Annotated in this window: 16 protein-coding genes and 6 pseudogenes; 10 read left to right on the top strand and 12 right to left on the bottom strand. The window is 69.8% G+C overall.

Annotation, left to right across the window (positions count from 1 at the left end; all coding sequences use genetic code 11):
* Positions 1–42: 42 nt before the first annotated feature.
* The 3 genes and pseudogenes from J5X86_RS35100 to J5X86_RS35090 form a co-directional block, all read right to left on the bottom strand.
* Positions 43–924 carry an alpha/beta fold hydrolase gene (locus J5X86_RS35100; RefSeq protein WP_208520728.1) on the bottom strand — a complete coding sequence of 294 codons (882 nt, stop codon included), beginning with the start codon at positions 922–924 and terminating at the stop codon, positions 43–45.
* Positions 925–963: 39 nt separating this feature from the next.
* Positions 964–2023, bottom strand: a pseudogene (locus J5X86_RS35095) (hypothetical protein).
* 112 nt (positions 2024–2135) lie between these two features.
* Positions 2136–2714 (bottom strand): TetR/AcrR family transcriptional regulator, encoded by a 579-nt coding sequence (locus J5X86_RS35090; RefSeq protein ID WP_208520727.1) that lies wholly within the window; start codon positions 2712–2714, stop codon positions 2136–2138.
* Positions 2715–3110: 396 nt separating this feature from the next.
* On the opposite strand from J5X86_RS35090, the gene J5X86_RS35085 reads away from it, so the two are divergent.
* Both J5X86_RS35085 and J5X86_RS35080 read left to right on the top strand, forming a co-directional pair.
* Positions 3111–4007: an alpha/beta hydrolase gene (locus J5X86_RS35085; protein ID WP_308124812.1), complete on the top strand. Its 897-nt coding sequence runs from the start codon at positions 3111–3113 to the stop codon at positions 4005–4007.
* Between the two features lie 81 nt (positions 4008–4088).
* Positions 4089–4426: pseudogene (locus tag J5X86_RS35080) on the top strand (FAD-dependent monooxygenase); the annotation flags it as partial.
* Positions 4427–4526: 100 nt separating this feature from the next.
* Here the strand turns inward: J5X86_RS35080 and J5X86_RS35075 are convergent.
* Positions 4527–5033: an SRPBCC family protein gene (locus J5X86_RS35075; RefSeq protein WP_208520726.1), complete on the bottom strand. Its 507-nt coding sequence runs from the start codon at positions 5031–5033 to the stop codon at positions 4527–4529.
* A 140-nt stretch (positions 5034–5173) separates the two neighbouring features.
* Between J5X86_RS35075 and J5X86_RS35070 the strand changes: the two genes are divergently transcribed.
* Positions 5174–6085, top strand: a complete 912-nt coding sequence (locus J5X86_RS35070) for a helix-turn-helix domain-containing protein (protein ID WP_208520725.1) — start codon at positions 5174–5176, stop codon at positions 6083–6085.
* Between the two features lie 167 nt (positions 6086–6252).
* Positions 6253–7218, top strand: coding sequence for a hypothetical protein (locus J5X86_RS35065; protein ID WP_208520724.1), 966 nt, complete (start codon positions 6253–6255; stop codon positions 7216–7218).
* A gap of 223 nt (positions 7219–7441) precedes the next feature.
* On the opposite strand, the gene J5X86_RS35060 is transcribed toward J5X86_RS35065, so the two are convergent.
* The gene (locus J5X86_RS35060; protein WP_208520723.1) at positions 7442–7684 is read right to left on the bottom strand and encodes a hypothetical protein; all 243 of its coding nucleotides are present in this window, start codon (positions 7682–7684) and stop codon (positions 7442–7444) included.
* A 557-nt stretch (positions 7685–8241) separates the two neighbouring features.
* On the opposite strand from J5X86_RS35060, the gene J5X86_RS35055 reads away from it, so the two are divergent.
* The gene (locus J5X86_RS35055; RefSeq protein ID WP_208520722.1) at positions 8242–9285 is read left to right on the top strand and encodes an acyl-CoA desaturase; all 1044 of its coding nucleotides are present in this window, start codon (positions 8242–8244) and stop codon (positions 9283–9285) included.
* Between the two features lie 180 nt (positions 9286–9465).
* On the opposite strand, the gene J5X86_RS35050 is transcribed toward J5X86_RS35055, so the two are convergent.
* Positions 9466–10869 (bottom strand): CARDB domain-containing protein, encoded by a 1404-nt coding sequence (locus J5X86_RS35050; protein ID WP_208520721.1) that lies wholly within the window; start codon positions 10867–10869, stop codon positions 9466–9468.
* Positions 10870–11488: 619 nt separating this feature from the next.
* On the opposite strand from J5X86_RS35050, the gene J5X86_RS35045 reads away from it, so the two are divergent.
* Positions 11489–11665: a hypothetical protein gene (locus J5X86_RS35045; RefSeq protein ID WP_208520720.1), complete on the top strand. Its 177-nt coding sequence runs from the start codon at positions 11489–11491 to the stop codon at positions 11663–11665.
* A gap of 40 nt (positions 11666–11705) precedes the next feature.
* On the opposite strand, the gene J5X86_RS35040 is transcribed toward J5X86_RS35045, so the two are convergent.
* Positions 11706–12656 (bottom strand): NAD(P)-dependent alcohol dehydrogenase, encoded by a 951-nt coding sequence (locus J5X86_RS35040; protein ID WP_208520719.1) that lies wholly within the window; start codon positions 12654–12656, stop codon positions 11706–11708.
* A gap of 132 nt (positions 12657–12788) precedes the next feature.
* Here J5X86_RS35040 and J5X86_RS35035 point away from each other — a divergent pair, with 132 nt between their 5' ends.
* Positions 12789–13652 carry a helix-turn-helix transcriptional regulator gene (locus tag J5X86_RS35035; RefSeq protein ID WP_308124811.1) on the top strand — a complete coding sequence of 288 codons (864 nt, stop codon included), beginning with the start codon at positions 12789–12791 and terminating at the stop codon, positions 13650–13652.
* Between the two features lie 653 nt (positions 13653–14305).
* A complete protein-coding gene (locus J5X86_RS35030) occupies positions 14306–15913 on the top strand; it encodes a CdaR family transcriptional regulator (RefSeq protein ID WP_208520718.1) in 1608 nt (535 codons plus the stop codon).
* On the opposite strand, the gene J5X86_RS35025 is transcribed toward J5X86_RS35030, so the two are convergent.
* The 3 genes and pseudogenes from J5X86_RS35025 to J5X86_RS52600 form a co-directional block, all read right to left on the bottom strand.
* A complete protein-coding gene (locus J5X86_RS35025; protein WP_243982286.1) occupies positions 15894–17015 on the bottom strand; it encodes a serine hydrolase in 1122 nt (373 codons plus the stop codon). The two genes, J5X86_RS35030 and J5X86_RS35025, sit on opposite strands and share 20 nt — an antisense overlap.
* Positions 17016–17281: 266 nt before the next feature.
* Positions 17282–17947: pseudogene (locus J5X86_RS35020) on the bottom strand (transposase).
* 428 nt (positions 17948–18375) lie between these two features.
* Positions 18376–18759 (bottom strand): annotated as a pseudogene (locus J5X86_RS52600) (transposase); the annotation flags it as partial.
* Positions 18760–19464: 705 nt separating this feature from the next.
* Here J5X86_RS52600 and J5X86_RS35010 point away from each other — a divergent pair.
* Positions 19465–19581: pseudogene (locus J5X86_RS35010) on the top strand (RNA polymerase subunit sigma); the annotation flags it as partial.
* A gap of 280 nt (positions 19582–19861) precedes the next feature.
* Here the strand turns inward: J5X86_RS35010 and J5X86_RS35005 are convergent.
* Complete coding sequence (locus J5X86_RS35005) at positions 19862–20446, bottom strand: helix-turn-helix domain-containing protein (protein WP_308124810.1); 585 nt, start codon at positions 20444–20446, stop codon at positions 19862–19864.
* 163 nt (positions 20447–20609) lie between these two features.
* Between J5X86_RS35005 and J5X86_RS35000 the strand changes: the two genes are divergently transcribed.
* Positions 20610–21569 carry an SDR family NAD(P)-dependent oxidoreductase gene (locus J5X86_RS35000; RefSeq protein WP_208520717.1) on the top strand — a complete coding sequence of 320 codons (960 nt, stop codon included), beginning with the start codon at positions 20610–20612 and terminating at the stop codon, positions 21567–21569.
* A gap of 120 nt (positions 21570–21689) precedes the next feature.
* Here J5X86_RS35000 and J5X86_RS34995 read toward each other — a convergent pair.
* Positions 21690–21978, bottom strand: a pseudogene (locus J5X86_RS34995) (LysR family transcriptional regulator); the annotation flags it as partial.

Raw genomic sequence — 21978 nt, 5'->3', positions numbered from 1 at the left:
GGCGGGCCGCTTCGGATCGCCGACCTCGGCGGCCGGGTGCGGTTACTGGTGCGTGGCCAGGAACGGCAGGACGACGTCGGCCATCTCGTCGGGTACTTCCTCTGCGAGGTCGTGGCCGGCGTCGAAGGTGTGTCCGGTGACGTCGTGGGCCATGAGCCGCATCTGGGACTCGTTGCGGTCGCCGATGAACGCGGATCCACCGAGGGCCAGGACCGGGATGTCCAGTTTCTTCTGTGCGGTCTGCCGGTTCTGTTCGGCGTCGACGAGCATTGCCCGGTAGATGGAGAGCATCGCGCGGATGCCGCCGGGCATGGAGTAGCAGCGCACGTATTCGTCGACTGCGTCGGGGGTGGCGCTGTCGGGGTGGCTGCGCTCGTACTTGATCATGTAGGTGATCAGCTCGCGCTCGTGTCCGGCGATCAGCATCTCGGGTATGTCCGGCTGGAAGTAGAAGCCCAGGTGCCACAGGTGCATACCGCTGGAGACATTCTCGGGGGTGAGGGCTGTGTGGTCCTCGAAGCCGAATCCGGGGAACAGGGCCTCGGCGAACACGAGAGCGGTGACGTGGTCGCGGTGGCGGGCGGCGAGCTGGTAGCCGATCACCGCTCCCCAGTCCTCGCCCGCCACGGCGTATGTCTCGTGTCCGAGGTGGGTCATCAGCTCGGCGATGTCGTCGCTCATCGTCGCGGAGTCGTAGCCGTCCGACGGGCGGGCGGAGTCGCCGAGACCGCGAAGGTCCGGCACGACGACGGTGTAGTGGGGCGTCAGCTTCGGGACGAGGTGGCGCCAGTGGTAGCTGGTCTTGGGCACGCCGTGCAGCAGCACTATTGCGGGGCCGGACCCGGCTGTGCGGTAGTGCAGACTCGTTCCGTTGACGGTGGCGCGGCCCGTGCGGACGGGCGTTCCGTCATGGTCGTACATCATGTCTTCCAACCTTCCTGGTGTAACTTCGCGATGCGGGTGTCAGTGGGCTTGCGGAGGGTCGACGAGGGTCACTAGACGGCTCGGTTCGGTGCCGTCCGCGGTTGTCCGGGCAGCGGAATGGCCAGCGGGGCGCGGGGTGACGTTCTCGGGGTAGAGCCGACCGAGCAGGGCCAGGACGACGAGGTCGTCCTGGCCGGTGGCGTCCAGGGTGACGTCGCCTGCTTCCGTCCACACCAGTCCCGGTGCGCGCAGTGCGGACGCGGGGTGCGGCGTAGTAGTCCTGCACCTCGGCGACATACGTGGCAGTTTCGTCGGCGGCCGGGTTGGGGCGCCAGGTCAGCAGGTGCCGGGGTGCGGTGAGGGGCGGCTGGTCAAGGACGGCGGGCAGGGCGGTGCCGCCGCCCGCCTCGAAGCCGTAGCCGGCCGGGCCGGAGGTGCCGGTGACGACGTTGCGGGCGAAGGCCACGATGCTGGTGTGCCGGATCTGGCGGACCAGGAGTTCGGTGAGGAACGCGTCGCGGGCCGGTTCGATGTGCCGCAGTCCGGTTGGGGTGATCAGGAGCGGGACGTCCTGCCAGTTGGTGAAGGGAAGCAGGGCGTCGCGCAGCAGGACGATCTGGTGGAGCCACTCGTTGTAGAGCTGCATTGTGACGGGTCCGCCACGTCGGCCGCGGAGCAGGTCGGCTGCGGGAGGAGTGAGCAGGTGGCCGTAGCAGTGGCTGCGGACGACCAGCGGGCCGGCGGGCAGCGGTACCGGATCGGTGAGCAGCCTCTCCAGTGCCTCGGTCGACCACGAGGCGAGCTCCTGGCCGATGGTCTCGGCTTGCGCGCCCAGTTCGCGGGCTGCGGAGGCGCTGTCGGGGCCGATGGCCAGCGGGAGGGACGTCTCCCGGGTGCCGAGGGCGAGTGCCGCGTGGATCTGGTCCTCCAGCACCTCGCCGTCGGCGCTGGTGAGGGCGTTGTCATCGATGATGCCCTGCAGCAGCGGCTCGGTGGCGGTGAAGAAATCGCGGGCGGTCAGGGTGGTGCCAGCCGCGGGGAAGGTGTTCCAGCGGCTGCCGCCGAGAGCGGGCGTACTCGGGCTGGGTGCGGGGGGCATGGGTCCTCCGAAGTCTTCGATGAAGCAGGGGTGGGTGTCGTCGGATCCCGTGCCCGCGCGGGATCCGACGGCTTTTCTGGATCGTCTGATACAGATTCCGGGCATGAAAAAGTCAGTCGAGGGCGGCCAGTGCGATTTCCACGAGGGGTTCGAGGGTGCGGACGTCCGGCGTGATCTTCGAGGAGACCAGCAGCCCGTTGAGGAAGGTGACGAGGAAGGCGGCGAGGGTGTGCGGGTCCTGCTGTGTCGAGATCTCGCCCCGCTCCGCCGCGACCCGCAGCACCTCGGCGAGCGCGTCACGACTGGCGTCCTGCACCTCCCGCACGAAGCGCCGGATTGACGGGTCCTCTGGCAGGCGCTCGCAGGCGGCGTTGACTACCAGGCAGCCCCGGCCGTCATGTGCAACGGCGATGCGGACCCGCTCGGCCAGCATCGTACGGATCGCGGAGCGGGCATCCGCCCCCTCTTCCAGGCTGCGCAGGGCGGCCGCCGCGAGGGTGGTGCGGTAGTACTCCAGCGCCGCCCGGTACAGGCCGTCCTTGCCGCCGAACGCCGCATACAAGGACCCCTGCCCGATCCCCAGGTGCTGAGTCAGGTCGCGCACCGAGGTCGCCTCGTAGCCGCGCGTCCAGAACAGCTCCATCGCGCGGCTCAGTGCTGCCTCGGTGTCGAACTCGCGCGTCCTTGCCATGACCTCACCGTAACCTATCTGGATCGAGCGCTCAAGAATGCGGAGGCAGCGGGCAAGGGGTGCACGCGCAAACGGAGGGACACCGTCGCCGTTCTTGGCCCCGAACGCGGCGCACAAGGGGCCCTGCTCGAAGAGAGCGCCCTCGGCGTTGCCGAGGCGCGGTGATCTTCAGCCCCGGGGCCCAATCGCCGTCATTGGCACCCTTGCGGCCATATGTCCGGGTTGTCGATCTGCTCACATGCCTCTCTTGCGCGCCATGCGAACACGGAGCAGCGGTCATGCTGCGGAATGTCTTCGGAGCCGCACCCCCGCACCGTTGACACGGCCGCCGTGAGGAACACAGAATCAGCGCCGAAACATGATGTGAACTTAAGTTCACCAGGCGAACATGGGGGAGTGGTGGACGAGCGGGTCACCTCCGCCGCGCGGGCTGTGGCGGACGTCCCGGTCGGGGCATCGCTCGCGGTGTGGGACCAGCGGACCCCCGCCCTGGCCCGCACCCACCGGGTGGTGTGCTGGAACCTGCCCGGCCATGGCGGCTCCCCGGCCAACCTGCTGCCCGACGGCGGCACCGTCGCCGACCTCGAGCGCCTGGTCCTCGTTCCGGCGAACACCCTCAGCATCGACCGGTTCGCCTACGCCGGCATCTCGCTCGGCGGCGCCGTCGGTACCTGGCTCGCCGTACACCACCCTGAGCGTGTCACCTTGCTCGCGGTGCTCTGCTCGTCAGCCCGCTTCAGCGGGCCGCGGGGTTGGCTCGACCGCGTCGCGCTGGTCCGTGCCAGGGGCATCCGCCCGCTCGTGGACACTGCCGCCGGCCGCTGGTTCACCCCGTCCTTCGCGACTGCGCCAGCCGCTGAAGAGCTGGTCGACGACCTGTCAGCGGCCGTGCCCGAGGTCTACGCCGCGCTGTGCGGTGCCCTCGTCGAATACGACCTTCGTACCGAACTGCCGCGGATCACTGCGCCGACCCTTGTCCTCGCCGGCCGAGAGGACCCCGCTACGCCCGTCGCACACGCCCGGGGACTGGCTGACGGTATCCCCCCACGCGGCCCTGACCGAGGTGACGCAAGCGGCACACCTGGCAAACGCAGAGCGTCCGGTACCTGTTCTGGCAGCGCTGCTCGCACACTTCACTGCCCCGGACACGCACCTTGCCAACGACGCCTCCCGACACAGCGCCGGCCTGGCCGTACGCCGCACCGTCCTCGGCGACGAGTACGCCGACCGGGTATCGCCCGAACTACCCACTTCACCGCCGACTTCCGGGAATTCATCACCCGCTACGCGTGAGGCCGTCTACCGCGGTGTGCCCGCGGCCAACGCCGCCTTCGCGATCGCCAACCGTATCCTCGAAGAAATGAAGTAGCCACCATGGATCACACCACCGTCGGCATCATCGGTGGCGGCCCCGCCGGCCTGCTGCTCGCCCGGCTCCTGCACAACTCCGGCATCGACTGCGTCGTCTGGAGAGCCGTGACCGCACCTATGTCGAGGAGCGCCAACGCGCCGGCATCCTCGAGCAGAGCACCGTCGACGTACTGCGCGAGTCCGGCGCGGCCGAGCGGCTGGAGCGCGAGGGCCTCGTCCACGACGGGATCGAACTGCGCTGGAACCGCCGTGTTCAGCGGATCGACTTCCCGTCCCTCACCGGCGGCCGCCGGGTGTGGGTATACGCCCAGACCGAGGTCGTCAGGGACCTGATTGCCCTGGTCCGCGGCGATGCTGATGCACAGGCATCGGTGCGAGGCACAAGCGGAGCGGGGGCTGTGTCAGGTTCTGATCAGAGTGGCTGGTCAGGTGTATGGCGTGTCATCTTGTGCGTTCTTCGGCGAGCCATTGGGCGAGGGCGGTGAGGGTGATTTCGACGCTGTTGGTCATGTAGCGGCGGAGTGTGTCCAGGTCGGTGTGTGTAGTGCCCAGCACCGGGTCGAGGCGGAGTAGTTTCCAGGACTGCTGGACGACCGTTCCGTGTCCTTGGGGGGTGAGGGTCCATTCCCAGCGCACGATGCCGTTCTCCGCGCCTCCGACGACAAAGCCGAAAGCCGCCCCGGGGTCGGCTCGCACGATCTGGGAGCGGGTGGTCCACTCCTTGCCGTTCCTGCGGTTGCGGCCGCCGAACCAGGCGCCGACCCAGGGGCCGGCGCCTGGTTCGAAGGCAACGTCGTCGGCGTTGGGGCTCCAGCGGCTGATCGCGGACACATCACTGACCAGCTCGTAGACGCGGGCGGGCGCGGCGTCGACCCAGGCGCGCCTGGTGAAGGCGAAGTCGGCCGCGTCCAGAGCCTCGAAGCGGTCGTTGTCGGTGGTGGTACTCAAGGCGGCCTCCTGGGTGCGGGCGGGGTGCCGGATTCGGCTGCCACCACTTCATCGGCGATGCCGGCGGGGATCCAGACCCGCTGTTGCCTATCCACAGCTGGGTCAGGCTGGGTTCTGCGAGGCGGTCCATACTCAACGCCATGGACGGAAAAACACGGCTCGGGGACTTCCTGCAGGCGCGGCGCTCCCAGCTGCGCCCGGAGGATGTCGGGGCGCCCACCTACGGGGAGCGCCGGCGTGTGCCGGGTCTTCGGCGCGAGGAGTTGGCCCTGCTGGCGGGGGTGAGCACCTCTTACTACACCCGGCTGGAGCAGGGGCAGTCACTGAGCGCGTCGCCTGATGTTCTGGATGCGATCGCCGGGGCTCTTCGGCTGGACGAGTCCGAGCGGCGGTACCTGCACGACCTGGCCCGAGTGGGCAGGCAGCGCGCCCGGGGTCGGCGGCCGGCGCCGGAACGGGTGACGGAGGCGATGCACCAGTTGCTGGACGTGCTGGGCGAGGTTCCCGCCATCGTGCTCGGCCGGCGCAGCGATGTGCTGGCGTGGAACCGTCTGGGCCATGCGTTGTTCGCCGGGCATCTGGACCCCGGTGCCCCTGACCTGCCGGCGCAGCGTCCGAACATGGCCAGGCTGGTGTTCCTCGACTGCCATGTCCGTGATCTGTACGCGGACTGGCCGAGCAAGGCCAGGGCGGTGGTCGGGAATCTGCGCCTGGTGGCGGCCCGGCAGCCGCAGGACACGGCACTGCACGCGCTCCTGGGCGAACTGTCCGCGAAGAGTGCTGAGTTCGCCTCGATGTGGGCCGACCACCGTATCCAGGCCTGCACCGTCGCCGACTATGAGATGCGCCATCCGCTGGTCGGGCCCCTGACCGTCATCCAGCAGACCCTGAGCAGCGGGCCGGGTCCCGTCGTGGTGGTCGCCACCACGGAAGCGGGCTCGCCCTCGGGGGCCGCGCTTGCTCTGCTCGCCCAGGCCACCAGCGAGGCCACCACGCAGGCCGGCCTCTCCTTGGACGCGGCGCGGACGCGGCCCCGCGCCGTCAGGGACTGACCCCCCTACAGCGTCACCGGGCGCTGCCGCGAGGAGCCGGCGCCCGTCCCGCCCGGGTACGGCCGCGGCCGGCCCTGTCGCGGGGTGCCGCCCGCCGGAAGAACCCACGTATCCCAAGCCATGCGTCGGTGTGTTGCTGCCGCATGCCCGAAAGCGAGAAGGAAACCATGTCCAAGAAGCTCTCCATGTCCGCTGTGGCGGCGGTCGTCCTGGCCGCGGCCGCTGCCTCGGCGCTCAGCCCCGCTCCGGCTTCGGCTGTCTCCGCGCCGTTGAGCAGCGTGCGGATCGCCGCGCACTTCGACCTGGCCAGGGGGCAGATGCCGGAGAACGTCGCCCTGGCACCGGGCGGCCGCGCGTACGTCACCTTCGCCAAGGGCCGTCAGGTCGCCGAGGTCTCCCCTCGGGGTACTGTCCGGATCCTGGCCACCCTGCCCAGGCCCGCCGACGGCGGTGTCCACACCCCGGCCATGGGCTTCCCGCTGACTGCCGGGATCGTCCGGGCCCACGACGGGACCTTGTACTTCCTGTATGCCACCGGCACCGCCGACCTGACCGGCGTTTGGCGGATGCGTCCCGGCGGCCGGCCGGAGCGGATCGCCGCGCTGCCGGCGGACGGCCTGCCCAACGGTCTGGCGCTGGATGCGCGCACCCACACCCTCTATGTCGCCGACTCCGTGCTCGGCACCATCTGGACGGTGCCCACCACCGGCGGTACCCCGACCGCCTGGTCCACCGCTCCCGAACTGGCCTCCACCGGCTTCCTCGGCGCCAACGGCCTGAAGATCCACAACGGCGCGGTCTGGGCCACCAATCTCGACCAGGGCACCATCCTGCGCATCCCCGTCCTCCGGGACGGACGCGCGGGCGGAATCCAGACTCGGGCCAGCGGTATGCCGGGGATCGACGACTTCGTCTTCACCGGCCGTGGCGACCGGCTTCTGGCCGCCCTGGACGGACCGAACGAAGTCGCGCTCGTCCAGCCCGATGGCAGCCATTCCACCGTGCTGACCTCGGTGGACGGTCTGCAGAACCCCACGTCCATCGCCCTGCGCGGCGACACCGTCTACGTGCTGAGCGCCGGCTGGAACACCGCCGAGGACCCCAACCTGATTCTCGCCCACCTGGACAGGTAGGGCCGCGGGCACAAGCACGGACCCAGGCGAAGCACACCCGGCCCGGACCGACGGATTCCGTCGGTCCGGGCCGACCCGTCACACCACCCTGCGCGCCGCCGGCAACCGCGCCGCGCGGAGAGGTTCACCATGCGGGCTTCAACTCCTGGTTCGGATCGGCGTATCGGGGACCGGCTGGTCTTCTCGGCCAGGTATGGGTCCGTGTCCGCCGGCAGCCTGTGGGTCAGGGCTTGGAGAAGGAGTCACACTTCAGATCGTTCAGGTCATGGTCGTCGAGACAGACCGTGGAACCCAGTCTGTTCCTGGCGATGTCGAAGGTACAGACCCAGGTGGCCCGGCAGTCGTCCGCGCTCGGGGAGGAGTGTTCCCCGGTCACGGTGACGGACCGGTCGTTCCAGGTCACCACACCCCTCGTATAGGTGGTCGCGTCGGAGATGTCGAAGGAAGCGGTGGGGGCGGCCGTCACCTAGCGACCGCTCCGTGGCCACAACCCCCACTTCGCCACCGGATCACGCTCGGCAACACACCGGCCGGAGAGTCGAGGAACCTGCGACCCCTTTGAAACCGCGAGTCTCCTGGGGTGCCGGCCATCGTTCCCGGAGCCGAGGTGCTCGCGCGGTTCGGCCGTGCTCTCGCCGCCCCCATCCGCTGCCAGCTGCTGCCGTCCCTGCAGAAAAGCCCCCGCCTGGCCGGAGGCGCTGAGTCCCGCGGTGAGCGTTCGGCTCCTGGGCGGTCCGCTCGCCGGCCGTGAGCTGGAGATCGCCCCGGGCCGGTGGGCCAGGGCATCGGGTGCCGCAGGCTGCGGTTCCTGCGCGATGTGTCCTGGGTTTTTCGGTGTGGTGGTCGGCTGGAGGCCGGGGGCGGGGTGGGGGTGGGGGTGGGGGTGTTGCTGACCCCCCTTTGGGGTGCTGGGGCTGGCCCCCGTGTGGTCGGGGTGCTGACGCCATGGTGCCGTATGGTCTCCGGTCCGTACGTTTAAGCAGGTCAGAGCGTTGCTGCCCGATTCGCTGACCGGAGCCCTCCATGTCTCAGACCGCCGCGCCGTCTGTGTCCACCGCGCCTGTCGGCGCCACCGCACGGCAGGGGAGTGAGTTCACTGCCCTGTTGCGGAGGGTCAGGGGACGGGGGTTGCTGGAGCGTCGCAGGGGCTGGTACGCGCGGATGATCAGCGGGAATCTCCTTGCCCTGGCCGCTGTGGTGGCGGGGTTCGTCCTGGCCGGGGACACTTGGTGGTCGCTGCTGCTCGCCGTGCCGCTCGCGGTCCTGTCCGCCCGTACCGCCTATGTCGGCCATGACGCCGGGCATGCCCAGATCGCTGTCGGCCGCCGGGCGAACCGTGCCATCGGGCTCCTCCACGGCAATCTGCTCCTGGGTATGAGCTACGCGTGGTGGAACGACAAGCACAACCGGCACCACGCCAACCCCAACCACATCGAGAAGGACCCCGACGTCGGCGCCGGCGCACTGGTGTGGACCACCGAGCAGGCCGCTGTGCGCCGCGGTTTCGCCCGCTGGGTGACCCGCCATCAGGCCTGGCTGTTCTTCCCGATGCTGCTGCTCGAAGGCATCGCCCTGAAGGTGAGCAGTGTCCGGGACCTGCGGCGGCAGCCCGTTCGTGAGCGGGCCGTCGAAGGCGCCCTCCTGGCGCTGCACGCCATCGGCTACGGAGCCCTGCTGCTCACCTGCCTGCCAGTGGGCAAGGCCATCGTGTTCGCACTGCTCCACCAGGCGCTCTTCGGGCTCCACCTGGGAATGGCCTTCGCGCCCAACCACAAGGGCATGGAGATGCCCGACCCGGCGGGCGAGCGCTGGGGCCATCTGCGCCGCCAGGTCCTGACCTCGCGGAACGTCCGGGGCGGGCCGGTCACGGACTGGCTCCTGGGCGGGCTGAACTACCAGATCGAGCATCACCTCTTCCCGAACATGCCCAGGCCCCACCTCAGGCTCGTACAGCCGCTGGTCCGGGAACACTGCCGCAACCTCGAGCTCCCCTACGCCGAGACCGGGCTGCTCGACTCCTACCGGCAAGGGCTGCGGCACATGCACACAGTCGGCCGGTGCGGTTAGGCCCGGCCCCAGCAGGCCACTCGGCTCGAGGAACCGGCACCCCGCCACCCGCTACGACGTGGGCAAAACCGCCAAACTGGTGCGCCGCGTCTTCGGCCGCAGCGCCTTCCGGAACCGTGCCCCCGACCGTGTCGCGTGGCCGGGGGTTGGCGGAGGCGGCGCGGCGTGTTCCTGAGTGGGTTACTTGCGGGGGGAGCAGGGGTCGCAGCAGGAGGGTGCGGGTTCGACGCAGACGGTGGCGGTGTCGGTGTTGTTGGTGGTGTCGGGATCCTTTTCGTTGCCGGTGGCGGTGGCTGTGTTGCTGATCCGGCCTGTCTTGGTGGCCTTGGCCCGCAGCACGAGGGTGGCGGTGGCGCCGTCGGCCAGGTCGCCCACGGTCCAGTGCCCGGTGGCCGGGTCGTAGCTTCCGGGTGTGCCGTCGGCGGACAGGAAGGTGAGGTCGTCGGGGAGTTGGTCGGTGACGGTGACGCCGGTGGCCTGGTTCGGGCCGGTGTTGTGGACGGTGACGCGGTAGGTCACGGTCTGGCCGACGGTGACGGTGGTCGCGTCGGCTGCCTTCGCCACGGTCAGGTCGGCAGCCGGCTTGACCTCCGTAACCTGTTCGTTGGACGTGGCCGTCAAGGGCTCCGGCGTCTGGCCGAGCCGGTTCTCGTAGGTGGCGGTGGCGGTGTTGCTGATGTGCTTGCCGCCGCTGGCCCGGTCGATGACGGCCCGGTACTCCACCGTGGTCCCCGGCGGAAGGGTCCCGGTGTTGGGCAGGCTGCCGCCCTCCACGCCGGAAGCGCCGTTGCCGAGATGGAAGACGACCTGGTTCGCCTGGGCGTCGTAGTACGCCTGGTCGTCACCTTTCGCGTCGCTCTTCGCTCCGGCGTTCGGGCCTTCGACGATACGCAGGGAACCGGGCAGATACGTCGTGCCCTTGGGGATGACGTCGGTCAGGATGAGGTTCTCGGCCCCGCCGCCGCCCTCGTTCTTGGCGGTGATGCGGTAGGTGACGGCGTCGCCCACCTCCAGCGGTCCTGCGGGAATGGCGGTCTTGGCGAGCGTCAGGTAGGGAGCGGTGCCGAAGAAGATGCCGTCCAGGAAGTTGCCGATGCTGCGGTTGCCGCCGGCGGCAGAGATGGAACGGAAGGCGAAGCGCGTCAGTGTCTGGCCGTCCGGGACGGTGTAGGTGCCTGTGTAGTAACCCCAGGCGGTGTTGCCGTCGGTGAAGCGCCTCTGCTCCACCACCGAGCCGGGCGTGCCGATGTCCAGCGCCATGGTGTCCTCGCCTTGGCGCCCACGGTGATACAGCCGCCAGTACAGCTTCGTGCCGGGCGTGGTCGGCAGGTCCTGGTAGAGCGTGGAGACCTGGTTCGCGTTGAGCTCGGCGAACTGGGCGCCCTCAGCCGCCGGCACACCGTTGAAGCCCGACCGCCACAGCTCGATCTTGTGGTCGGAGGCGGTGGTGAGCCAGCCCGGGACCCGCTTGGCCGCCTGCGTCTGTGAGGCGTCCGGCAGGATCTCCACACCGGTTACGGCGGGCTCTTCGAAGCTGCCGTTGGACAGGGCGACCCGGAGCGGAGCAGCAGGAGGTGTGGTCATGGTGATGTCCCTCGAGTCGATGCTGCTGGAATGCACCGCCGGGCCGTGGCGGCGCCGAAACAGTGAGTAGCACAACGCGTTCATGTAAACACGTAAAGTGATTAGCGACTGAGTCCGGCCAACCCTGCGCAGCAGGTTTGCGATCCCCGCCCCGGACACCCCCGCCCCGCTGTCCCCACACGCCGCCGGTCGGCACCCCTCCCACCACACACCCCTCCCCGCTCTCGCCCACCACACCGGTCATGGCCGAAAGCGCCCGTCGCACTACCCGCGCTCATCCCCGCGCAGGGTGAATCAGACGCCAGCGAAGTTGACGCTCCCGGCACTCCCGACCCGACCCACCTCGGCGAGCGTGGCGCCGACCGTGACCGTGCCGACGTGGCGCTGCTGCCGGATCCACCGGGTCTCGACTGCGCTTCGAGGGGGATGTCGGCCAGCACCGACTCCACATCGTCTTCGTCGTCCTCACCGTCGCCGTCCACGGCCGCCCCGTCGCCCTGCTCGGTGCCGGCGCCGGTCAGGGCGGTGAAGACCAATGCGTCCAAGATCATCTCATTGCCCCTTTGACACGTATCTCGGTCACCCCCCTGCTCGGCGACAGCCCGTAGGCGCTGCGGACGTGGTCGCCGGTGTCGAGGATGTCGCCTCGGGCGCCAATGGTGTGGATGTGCAGGCCGCGGCGCGGCGCGATGGCCGAGGCATCGGCCTGCGCACCACTCCCCGCTGGCCGGACCCCATCCGCAAGACCGCGATCCATGGCGCCGGTCAGGGCCGTCCTGCTGCAATGCGGTCGTGATGGCGTCCGCCGAAGCGGATGATCCACGGGAACGACGGGGTTACGCGGCCACCGTGACCACGTGCTTGCCCACGACGCCGCCGCGTTCGAACGCCTCGTGCGCGGCGGCGATGTCCGCGAGCGGGTACACGCTGTGGACCACCGGGCGCAGCGCACCCGACGTGACGTGGTCGGCCAGGTCGCGCAGCACGGTGGTGTCGGGATTGGCACTGAAGGTACGGATGCGGCGGGCACCGTGCACGCTGGACGCGGCGATCGCGGCCAGGGCCGACGCGGACAGTCCCACGGTGACCATCCGGCCTCGCTTGGCCAACCGGCTCCGGTAGCAGTTCAGTTGCGAGCCGACCGTGTCCACGATGACGTCGAAGGGGCCGATGTGGTCCGAGGTGGTGGAGCCGTAGTCCAGGACCTCGTCGGCACCGAGGTCGGTGAGGAGCTTGGCGTGGCGGTCCCGGGCCAGCGCGGTCACATGGCAGCCCATGGCGTGTGCCAGTTGCACGGCGGCTGTGCCGACTCCGCCGGCCGCGCCCCGGACCAGGATCCGTTCCCCGGTCGCCAGATGCACGCTGTCGCGCAGCGCGATCAACGCCGTGGCGCCCGCGACGACCAGGGAGGCGCTGTCCGCCGGTGAGAGGCCGGCCGGGGCGGGCGCGATGCGGTCGGCGGACACCACGACGTACTCGGCCGCCCCACCGGTGGTGTGCCGCTGCCGGGGGTGCACCGTGCCCCACACCCGGTCCCCGACCCGGTAACCCGCGACATCGGCGCCACTCGCGGCGACGGTGCCGGCGAAGTCCAGCCCCACACCGATCGGGAAGCGGCGTCCCGACACCATCTTCAACTCCCCGGCCCGGACGATCACGTCGTGTCCGTTCACACTGGACGCCTCGACCGACACCAGTACCTCGCCCGCACCGGGAACGGGGCGCTCGACGTCATTGACCCGCAGGACGTCCGCTGCACCGAAACTCGTGATCTGAACGGCCTTCATGTCGCTGTCCTTCCGCGGCCTGCTGTGTGGTGGATCCGATGCTGGACCTTGCACGCGGCATCACGGTCGTTCCCCTTTTCCTGGGACTGGCAGACCCACCCTCACGAGTCGCGTCGGCGGCATACTGGCGCCGTGACCGACGCCCCCCTCGCCATGAGCGACGATCCCCGACGCGAACTCGCCGAGTTCCTGCGAACCCGCCGAACTCGACTGCGCCCGCAGGACGTTGGCCTGGAACCCGGCCCCAGGCGGCGCGTCGCCGGGCTGCGGCGGGAGGAGCTGGCCCTGCTGGCCGGGATGAGCGCGGACTACTACCAGCGCATGGAACAGGGGCGCGACGTACGGCCCTCCGATCAGGTCCTCGACGCCCTCGCGCGCGCCCTCAACTTCTCCGCCGAGGAGTCCCGGCACCTGCACAGCCTCGCCGCCGCCGCGCGTACCCCGGCCCGCCGCCCGCGTCCGTACGAGCCGGAGGAGGTACCCGACACCACGCTACGACTGCTGCGCACCATGACCTCGCCCGCCCTGGTGGTCGGTCGCTTCCTGGACGTGCTGGCCTGGAGTCCGCTGGCCGGTGCCCTGCTGGGCGAGTTCACCCAGCAGCCCCAGGAGCAGCGCAACCTGCTGTCGCTGCTCCTGCACCCCGAGGCCGACCAGGCATGCCCGGAGCGGGCGGCCACGGTCGCAGAGCTGATCGGGATGCTGCGGACGCAGGTCGCCGCCGATCCGGGGCACCCGCGCGCCGTCGAACTGGTGGGTGAACTCGCGGTCCGCAGCGATGAGTTCGCGGCTCTGTGGGCCCGCCACGATGTGGAGGAACCGACCCGCGGGCAGATGCGCATCAACCACCCCCTGGTCGGCGAACTCAACCTGGACTGGGACGCCTACCCGATGCCGGGCGCTCCCGGCCCCGTGCTCATCATCTGCACCGCCGCCGAAGACAGCCCCGACGCCGAGCGACTCCAACTGCTCGCCGGCCTGCTCAACACCCGCTGACCCAAGGCGGACCGATGAGGCGGAGCCGGTGGGCGTCGGGCATGTCGGCGTTCACGACGGGCGGCAAGTCCGACGATGTTGATCATGCAGCCCGGCCCGGCGACTGAGGAGACTGTCGAAGAGTCGCGGGCCAAGGCGGCGAAGAGGAAGCCGCTGAGCGCTCCGCTGTAAGTGCCGCGCTGCACCGTCAATCGTCTGCGGCACCATCGTGGCTGGTCGCGCCCGTGCAGCGGAGCCGCATATCAACACAGCCCCGCGCCCCTGCGGGGCGCTGCCGAACGAGGAGCGTGGGCTTTGGGGGTGCCGCACCACGCGTGCCCACTTCTTGACATACGTTGTACGGGTGTAATCTTGCGACCTTGAGCCCCGACGGCCCTCCCCGCTGGTGGAAAAGTTGGACAGCACGCTGGCGGTACTGATCATCATCGGTATCTCTCGGGTCGTTCTGGCTGGCCTCGGGCCTCACCTCGGCCTATATGGGTTTTCACCTCACGCGCGCGTGCTGAGGCTGTACCGCGGGGGCCGGTGCGGGGGCGAGGTCTGGCGGTCCGGTCAGTCGGCATGAGGGTAGGGTCGGCCGGTCGGCGGGGGAGGGGACGCACTGTGCTGTCCGGGCCGCAGCCCGGCCGGCCCCGGGGCTGTGAGGAGCACTTTTGGACGCCTGCACGCTTGGCGACCTCATCGGCAGCTTGGCCCTGCGGCTTCACACCGCGCCCGCCGGATCTGCCGCCCCGGTCACCGAGGTGTTGCTGTACGACGCGCACGCCCCGCTCCCGCACGCACCCGGGGCTCTGCTGCTCGCGGTCGGCGTGCGGCCGGCGGCGGCCGGGCCGCTGGTGCGGGCCGCGGCGGAGGCCGGGATGACCGGGGTCGTGGTACGGGGCGCGGACGGGCCGGTCGGGGAGGCCGAGACACATGGCGTGGCGTTGCTGTCGGTCGACGAGGAAGCGTCCTGGCACCATGTGCATCTGATGCTGGCCTCGGCGACCGGCGCCCGGTCCGCCCCCGGTGGCGGGCTGGGTGACCTGTTCGCGCTGGCCGACGCGATCGCGGCGGCGACCGGCGGGGCGACGGCCGTGGAGGACCCGCGCAAGCGGATTCTGGCCTACTCCACCGTGCCCGGTCAGCCGGTCGACGAGGACCGCCGCCAGGGCATCCTCGGCCTCCAAGTCTTGGACAGCGTGGAGAACACGGACCAGATGCGGCTGGTGTTCGGCTCGGGCGGACCGGTGTGGCTCCCCCCGCTCGCCGAGGGTGAACTGCCGCGGCTCGCCGTCGCGGTGCGGGCCGGCGGCGAGACTCTCGGCTCGATCTGGGTGATTGACGGCGGCACGCTCGCCGCGGACGCCGAGAGGACCCTGGCTCAGGGCGCCTCCACGGCGGCACTGCTTCTGCTGCGGGCCCGCCTGGCCCAGGAGCTGGCTCGCGATCAGAACATCGACGTGGTGCGCCGGTTGCTGGACGGTTCGGCGGATGCCTCGACGGCACACCGCCTGGGGTGGGACGCGGTCCGGGTGGCCGCGTTCGTGCTGGATTCCGCGGCGAGCGTGCCGGATGCCGAGCGGACCCTGCTCAGGCTGCTGGACGTGGTGCGCCTGCAGTGCGAGGCCCGCTACGGACGGCATGCGTGTGTGCTCCTGGACGGAGTGGTGTACGCGCTGCTGCCCGTGCCCGGGAAGCACGGCGGAGGGCATGCGCCGCAGGAGCAGAGGGCGGACGACCGGCGGCACCGGCAGTTGGCGGAGGACACCGTGCGCCAGGCCGCGCGGTCGCTGCGGGTGCCGGTACGGGCGGCGCTCGGCGAGGTGGTGCCCAGCTCCGACGGGGTGGCGGACTCGCGTGCGGATGCGGATATGGTCCTGCGGCTGCTGGACGACGATCTGCCGGTGGCCACCGTGGAGGAGGTGCGTCCCCGGGCGACGCTGCTGCAGCTTTCCGATGTGATGCGGGAGCGGCGGGGGTTGAGGGCGGGCGCCTGGCGGCGGGTGCTGGCGGCGGACGCCGAGCACGGCACCGACTACGCCCGCACCCTGGTGTCCTGGTTCGACGCGGGCTGTGATGTGGCGGGCGCGGCCAAGGCGCTCTCCGTCCATCCCAACACCTGCCGCTACCGTCTGAAACAGATCGGCCGGCAGCTCGGGATCGACTTGGAGGACCCCGATGAACGGCTGGTTCTCTGGCTGCAGTTGAGGACTCTGGCCGAGTGCTCCTGGTCAGCTGGTCCCATACGGCCGATCCCTGTCAGCGGAGGTCGCGGATGAGTTCACGGAGGACGGAGTCCACCTTTGACTCCTTGAACTCTTCCGAGCCGATCAGCAGGGTCACGGCCCGCTGGCCGTCATCGGTGACAGCGTTCCTGAGCTTGTGGCCGGTCTCCATGAAGCCGCTGTGTCCCCAGGTGACGAAGCCTGGGGTGTGCTCATAGCGCTCGACTCCCAGGCCGTAGCGCCCGCCGCTCTCCTCGGGGTCCGGAATGGTTCGCTTCATCTCGGCCAGTTGGGCCGGGGCCAGCAGCTTCCCGGACATCAGGGCGGTCCAGAAGGTGGTGACGTCGGCACCGGTGGAGACCAGCGCGCCCGATGCGTCGGCTCCGGAGGTGTTCCATTCCGTCCAGTCCAGCAGTTTCCCGGACCGCTTCACGTAGCTTCGCAGGTCCGGCTTGGGGAGCGTGGTCCGGTCGCCGGGCCAGTAGGTGTCGTGCAGTCCGAGGGGCTGGATGATCCGCTCATTGATCTCGGTGCCGATGCTGCGGCCAGTGATCTTCGTGACGATCAGGCCGGCCAGGTTGTAGTTGGTGTTGGAGTAGGAGAAGCCGGGCGCAGTGCTGTCGTCGGCCGGGGGCAGAGCCAACGCCTGGAGGACCGTCTGCAGGGGCTCGATGTGATCCCAGCGGTGCGCAACCTCGTCTTCCCAGAATGGTGCCTCCAGGTAGTCGGGCAGGCCACTGGTGTGCTGCAGCAGCTGCCGAATCGTGATCTTGCGCCCGTCATAGTGCTCGGTGCGGATCAGACCCGGCAGATAGTGGTCGACGGTGTCATCGAGCTTGATCTTGCCTTCGCCGACGAGTTGGAGCACGACCGTAGCCGTCCAGGTCTTGGTGTTGCTGGCAATGCGGCTGTGCTCATTGCCGACGACCTCACGTCCCGTCGTCAGGTCGGCGAGGCCGACCCCGTCGTTCCGAACGCCGCAGCGGGGGCTCTTCACCGTCACGCTGATCCCCGAAGCGCCGACGCCGCGCAGTTCCTTCAGCGCCTTTTCCATGGGCTTTGTGCCACAACCTGGTGTTGCGGCCGACGCGGCGGGAGCGGCCAGCAGGGGGACGACGACCGCCAAGGCCGCGACAACACTTGTCCTACGTCGCATCACGTCTCCTACTTCAATGCGGTTACGTACGGCGTAACTGGTTACGCACAGCATCGGGCATGGACCGGCCGCGGGCATGCGGTGCCTGTCCAGGGATTCCGCGCATGGTTTGTGCGCTTGGCCAACAGGCCGTCCTCTTCGATCTGTTAGTCGGCGCAGTTTTGTCCACACGTCCAAGCGATAACCAGCCGATTTGTCCCGCGCGACTAAACGATGTCCCATAAGCGGGTGTTGGGCCTGGACTGGGCTTGGGCCGGGGTGCCGGCTTACCCGGCGAGGGCCAGGTTGTGGAGTCTGGCCACGCCGAGGACGATGTTGTCGGCCTGCTGCTCAGGTGTGAGTGGTCTGTCTTCGCGCGGCCAGTGCGGGGACGAGGGCCGGGGTGCCGCGATAGCCGCCGTCACCGAGGACGGACGCGTTCTTCACGGCACGGTGCACGCCGGATTCCCGGTAGGCGCGGGCGTCGTGGCGGTTGCCGGGCAGGGGCCGTCCGGCCGCTACGACCAGTCGGGTGTTGGCGTCGATGACGACCTGAGGTTGGTGGAGTAGCGGTAGTTCTTGCTGGAGGTGGCCACGCTCCGGTCGCGGGTGGGGACCAGGGTGCCGTCCACGATCAGCACCGTGCCGGCCGGGTGTCGGCGCCGGACGGGGGCCAGCGCGAGAAGCGGGGCGATGTGGTCGATGACCCGGTCGGCGGCCGACTTGGAGATCCCGAGCAAAGGGCCGAGCTGCCGCGTCGTGAGGTTCGTCCGCCCGTAGGCCGCCACCAGCAGTATGCGGTCTTCCAGGGGCAGGGCCCATGGCCGTCCGCCGGTGGGCTTGTCACCGCCCCGCCGCCGCACAAGTCCGACCAGCTTGCGAAACTGCCGCCCGTTCAGTCCCGCGAACAGGTCCACCCAATGCGGCTCAGCCGCCGTCACCACCGCACCCACACCAAGATCATCACATGCCTGATCAGGGCGGCGATGTGTGGTGGACGGTGTCTTCGACGCTGACCTCAGCAAGGTCCGATGACGGCGGAAGATTTCTTCTTCGGCGTGTCGCGGGGTCGGTCTGGCAGGTCGGTGGTGCGTCGTTCCCCGAGCGCGTGGGCAAGCGCCTCGCGCAACTCCCGGTTTTCGGCTTCCAGTTGCTGGTTGCGTTTGGTGGCCGCCTCCAGGCGCCGCAGGAGGGAGGCGTCGGAGGCTCGTTGCCGGTCGGGAACCGGCCGCGCTGCGGGAACACGGTGGCGGGCCCGGAGGCGTTCGATCTCGGCTCTCAGGTCCGGCTCGTTGTAGAGCCAGGACCGTGAGACGCCCGGTGAGCGCGGATGTTCCCGAACCCCTGGCGGACCCGGGCCGGGGTAAGTCGGTCGGAGGCGGCGGGTTTCTCCCAACCACACCGGCGGGGCATCCCGGTCCTTCGACAGATGCTCGACCTTCAACCGCATCAACATTCCTACCACCAGCGGAAGTTCACCACCATGTTCGAGCCATGGGGAACGGTGAGTGAGTCGGGGGTGGACCCGGTCCCATGCCTGGGTTTCGGTCTTGCCGTAGTTGGTGGTGTCGGTGACTGTGGTGATCGCGGGCTCGGGCCAGGTCTCCGGCTTGGTGAAGCGGAACTCCGGGCCGTGCTTGGGTGGCCGGCCGTTGGCACCTTGCGTCCTGGGTGGTTTCGGCAGACGCATGACGCGGTTGGGGCGGACTCGGCCGACCAACTCGACGGGCAGGTCACGCGGGACCCAGGCCAGGCGGGTGACGTCCACCGTCCGCAGCCGATCGACGTCGATCCGGCCGTGGTTCAGGCCGCCGTACATCGCTCCGTGCCCACGACGGTGCTCGAGCAACAGCGTCCCACGTCCGGCGAATCCCCAGGCGAGCGAATCCGTTCGAGACGCCATTCGAGACCGTGGCACCATGTACCGCATGACGACGAACCGAAAGGTCCATGCCGCGTAGACGGCCAGGACAGATCCGTGCCGGCGCCCCCGGCGGCCACCGGACATCGGGTGCAAGGCCAGTCATCGACGGCCTGTCTTCGCGTGCACTGTCCGAGATCATCCGTCTCGAGCACACCCGCAACTATCTGGAGCCAGGCGACATCAGCGCGGCTGTGGGCCTGTGGAAGGACTACGTCCACCAGCCCGAGCGTGATCTGTGGCACGACTACGAGTGGGGCAACGTGCACTGGTACTGCTGCGGCAACCCTCTCGAAGCCCGAGCTCTCCTCGACACCGTGATGCAGGCTATATCGCCACGAAGCGCCCGCGAACTTCGAAAGATCGTCAGCCGGTCAGACGCCGTCTGGAACCTTCCGTTCCCGCCCTACGACGCGGACGGAAGATAAAGAACAAGGTTAGGGGCACAGATCGGTCTTCGTCTCGCCGGTTTCCGGGCCATAGGGGTGGGAGGCGTGCTGGTGGATCATTTGCCAGTCGCCGCCGCGCCGCTGGAACACCCGAGTGCCCGTGCGCCGGACCGACGGCCCGGTCGTCCGGCTCAACCGCGCGGTGGCCGTCGGCGAGGCCGACGGCCCGCGCGCCGTGCCGGGCATCGAGCGCGTCCCAGGACGGGATGCACACCTGCACGCACTGCCGCTCGCGCCCCTGGCCGGGCGGTAGATCCGCGAGGACGGCCCGAACCAGCGCTTGGCCAGCTGCCGGTCGGCGATGGCGCCCGGACGAGGGCGCCACCTTCCGCATCCTGCTCCCCCCCCCCTCGAACACCTGAGCGCCCCACCGGCGGTCATCGCGTCCGCCGGCCGGGCCGCCGGACCGAGCCGGGCGGCGTGCTGGTTTGATCACACCAGTGCCGCTGCAGAAGGCCCAGCTTGCCGACTCCCCGGCCTGGAGTCCCCTGGTCGTGTCAGCTCCTCACGACGCCCCGCAGGAGCAGGTCGATGAGTCGGGTGGCCAGGTCACGCTGCTCCTCGCTGGCGGCCATGAGACTGATCCCGCCAAGGGCCATCAGCACGTCCTGGGCCTCGACCTCCGGCCGCGCCGCTGACCGGCCCTCCCCGGAGGAGAGCAGGTGGTCGATCGCCCCGGCGAGCAGAGCCCGGGTCCGCAGCCGCTCGCTGTCGTCGGTCAGCACCACCCGCAGCGCGTCGGCCATACCGCTCTTGGCGGCCATGAAGGCGATGAAGCGCTCCATCCATGCCCGCAGTGCGTCCACCGGTGGCAGCGTGGCCGCGAGGTGCGGTGCCGCCTCGCACAAGCGCTGCACTTCCTGCCGGTAGACCGCCTCGACCAGCAGCTCCTTGGACGGGAACCGGCGGTAGAGCGTGCCGACGCCGACACCGGCTTCGCGGGCGATGTCCTTGACCGAGGCCCCCGCCCCCTCCCGGGCGAAGACGGCTGCCGCCGTCTCCAACAGCCGGTCCTCGTTGCGTTGCGCGTCGGCGCGCAGCGGCCTGCGGTGCCGCGCCGCGTCCCCCTCGATGCCGGTCACTCCTGGGTCCCTTCTCGCCGCCACTTGCAACCGGAACCAGTTCCGCTTACTGTGCAAAGCGAAACCGGAACCAGTTCCGGATACGAGCGTACGACGACCCCTCGCCATCGCGCCACCAGCCGCGTACTCGCCGCCCATTTCCACCGCCAGCATGGAGATCGTCATGACCGACAACCTCATCACCACCCCCTTCGGGGCCCAGACAACCGCCGCAGGGGTACTGGACGGCGTCGACCTCAGCGGCAAACGCGCCCTCGTCACCGGAGGAGCCTCCGGCATCGGACGCGAAACCGCGCGCGTCCTGGCCGCCGTCGGCGCGGAGGTCACCATCGGCGTCCGCGACCTGGCCGCGGGCACACTGGCCGCCGAGGAGATCGCCCCGGTCAGCGGCCCGGGAACGGTGCGCACCGCGATGCTCGACCTCGCCGACCAGACCTCGGTACGCGCCTTCGTGGCCGACTGGCGCGGCCCCCTGCACATCCTGGTCCTCAACGCAGGCGTGATGGCCTCACCCCTGCGGCGGACGAAGGAGGGCTGGGAAATGCAGTTCGCCACCAACCACCTCGGCCACTTCGCCCTCGCCACCGGCCTGCACAGCGCCCTGACAGCAGCCCACGGCGCACGTGTGGTCGCGGTCAGCTCGGTCGGACACGTCAACGGCGACGTGCTCTTCGACGACATCAACTTCGAGCAGCACCCCTACGACCCGTGGGCGGCCTACAGCCAGTCCAAGACCGCCAACGTCCTGTTCGCCGTCGAGGCGAGCCGCCGCTGGGCATCCGACCTGATCGCCGTCAACGCCCTCAACCCCGGCCGCATCACCAGCACCCGGCTCGGCCGCCACATCGGAGACATCTCCAACAGTCCTACCTCGTTCGACCCCACCAGCACCGACGTGTCCTGGAAGGACATCGAGCAGGGCGCCGCGACCTCCGCGCTGCTCGCCGCCTCCCCGTTGGCCGAGGGCGCAACCGGCCGATACTTCGAAGACTGCAACGAAGCCGGACCCCATCAGCCCGGTGTACGGCGCGGAGTGGCCGCCCACGCCCTCAACCCCCAGCACGCGGCCCGCCTGTGGCAGGTCTCCCTCGACATGCTCGCGGCCGCCGCAACCACCGCCTGACGACGCCACCGGTCACCGGCGCTGGCCGCGACCGACCGCACCACGACCGTCGCCGGACGTACCGTGGCAACGCTCGAAGAGGCCGTGCGAGTGATCGACAGAAGAGCGGCGTAAAGAGATCTACCGCTTGTGTGGATCTCCGTCAGGGAGCCATGCGTCCGGCGCGTGGATGCCGAAGTCGCGGACGCCTTCCGTCAGGGCGTCGACGGTGCTCAGTACGGCTGGGCGGAGTTCGTCCCGGCGCCAGAGGAGTGACCAGGTCCAGTAGACCTGCGGCTCGATCACGGGGCGTGCGGCCAGATCGGGCGGCAGTGGAGTGGTCTGGCCCTTGGGCGAGTTGAGGATGGGCCGCCTGCTCCGACGCACATGGTCGAAGAACACGGGACCGGTGATGCCGCCGTCCGTGATG

Source organism: Streptomyces sp. NEAU-YJ-81 (assembly GCF_017592595.1).
GTDB lineage: Bacteria > Actinomycetota > Actinomycetes > Streptomycetales > Streptomycetaceae > Streptomyces > Streptomyces hygroscopicus_B.
Note: the sequence above shows the minus strand (reverse complement) of the source record. Positions and strands in the feature narration are given on the sequence as shown.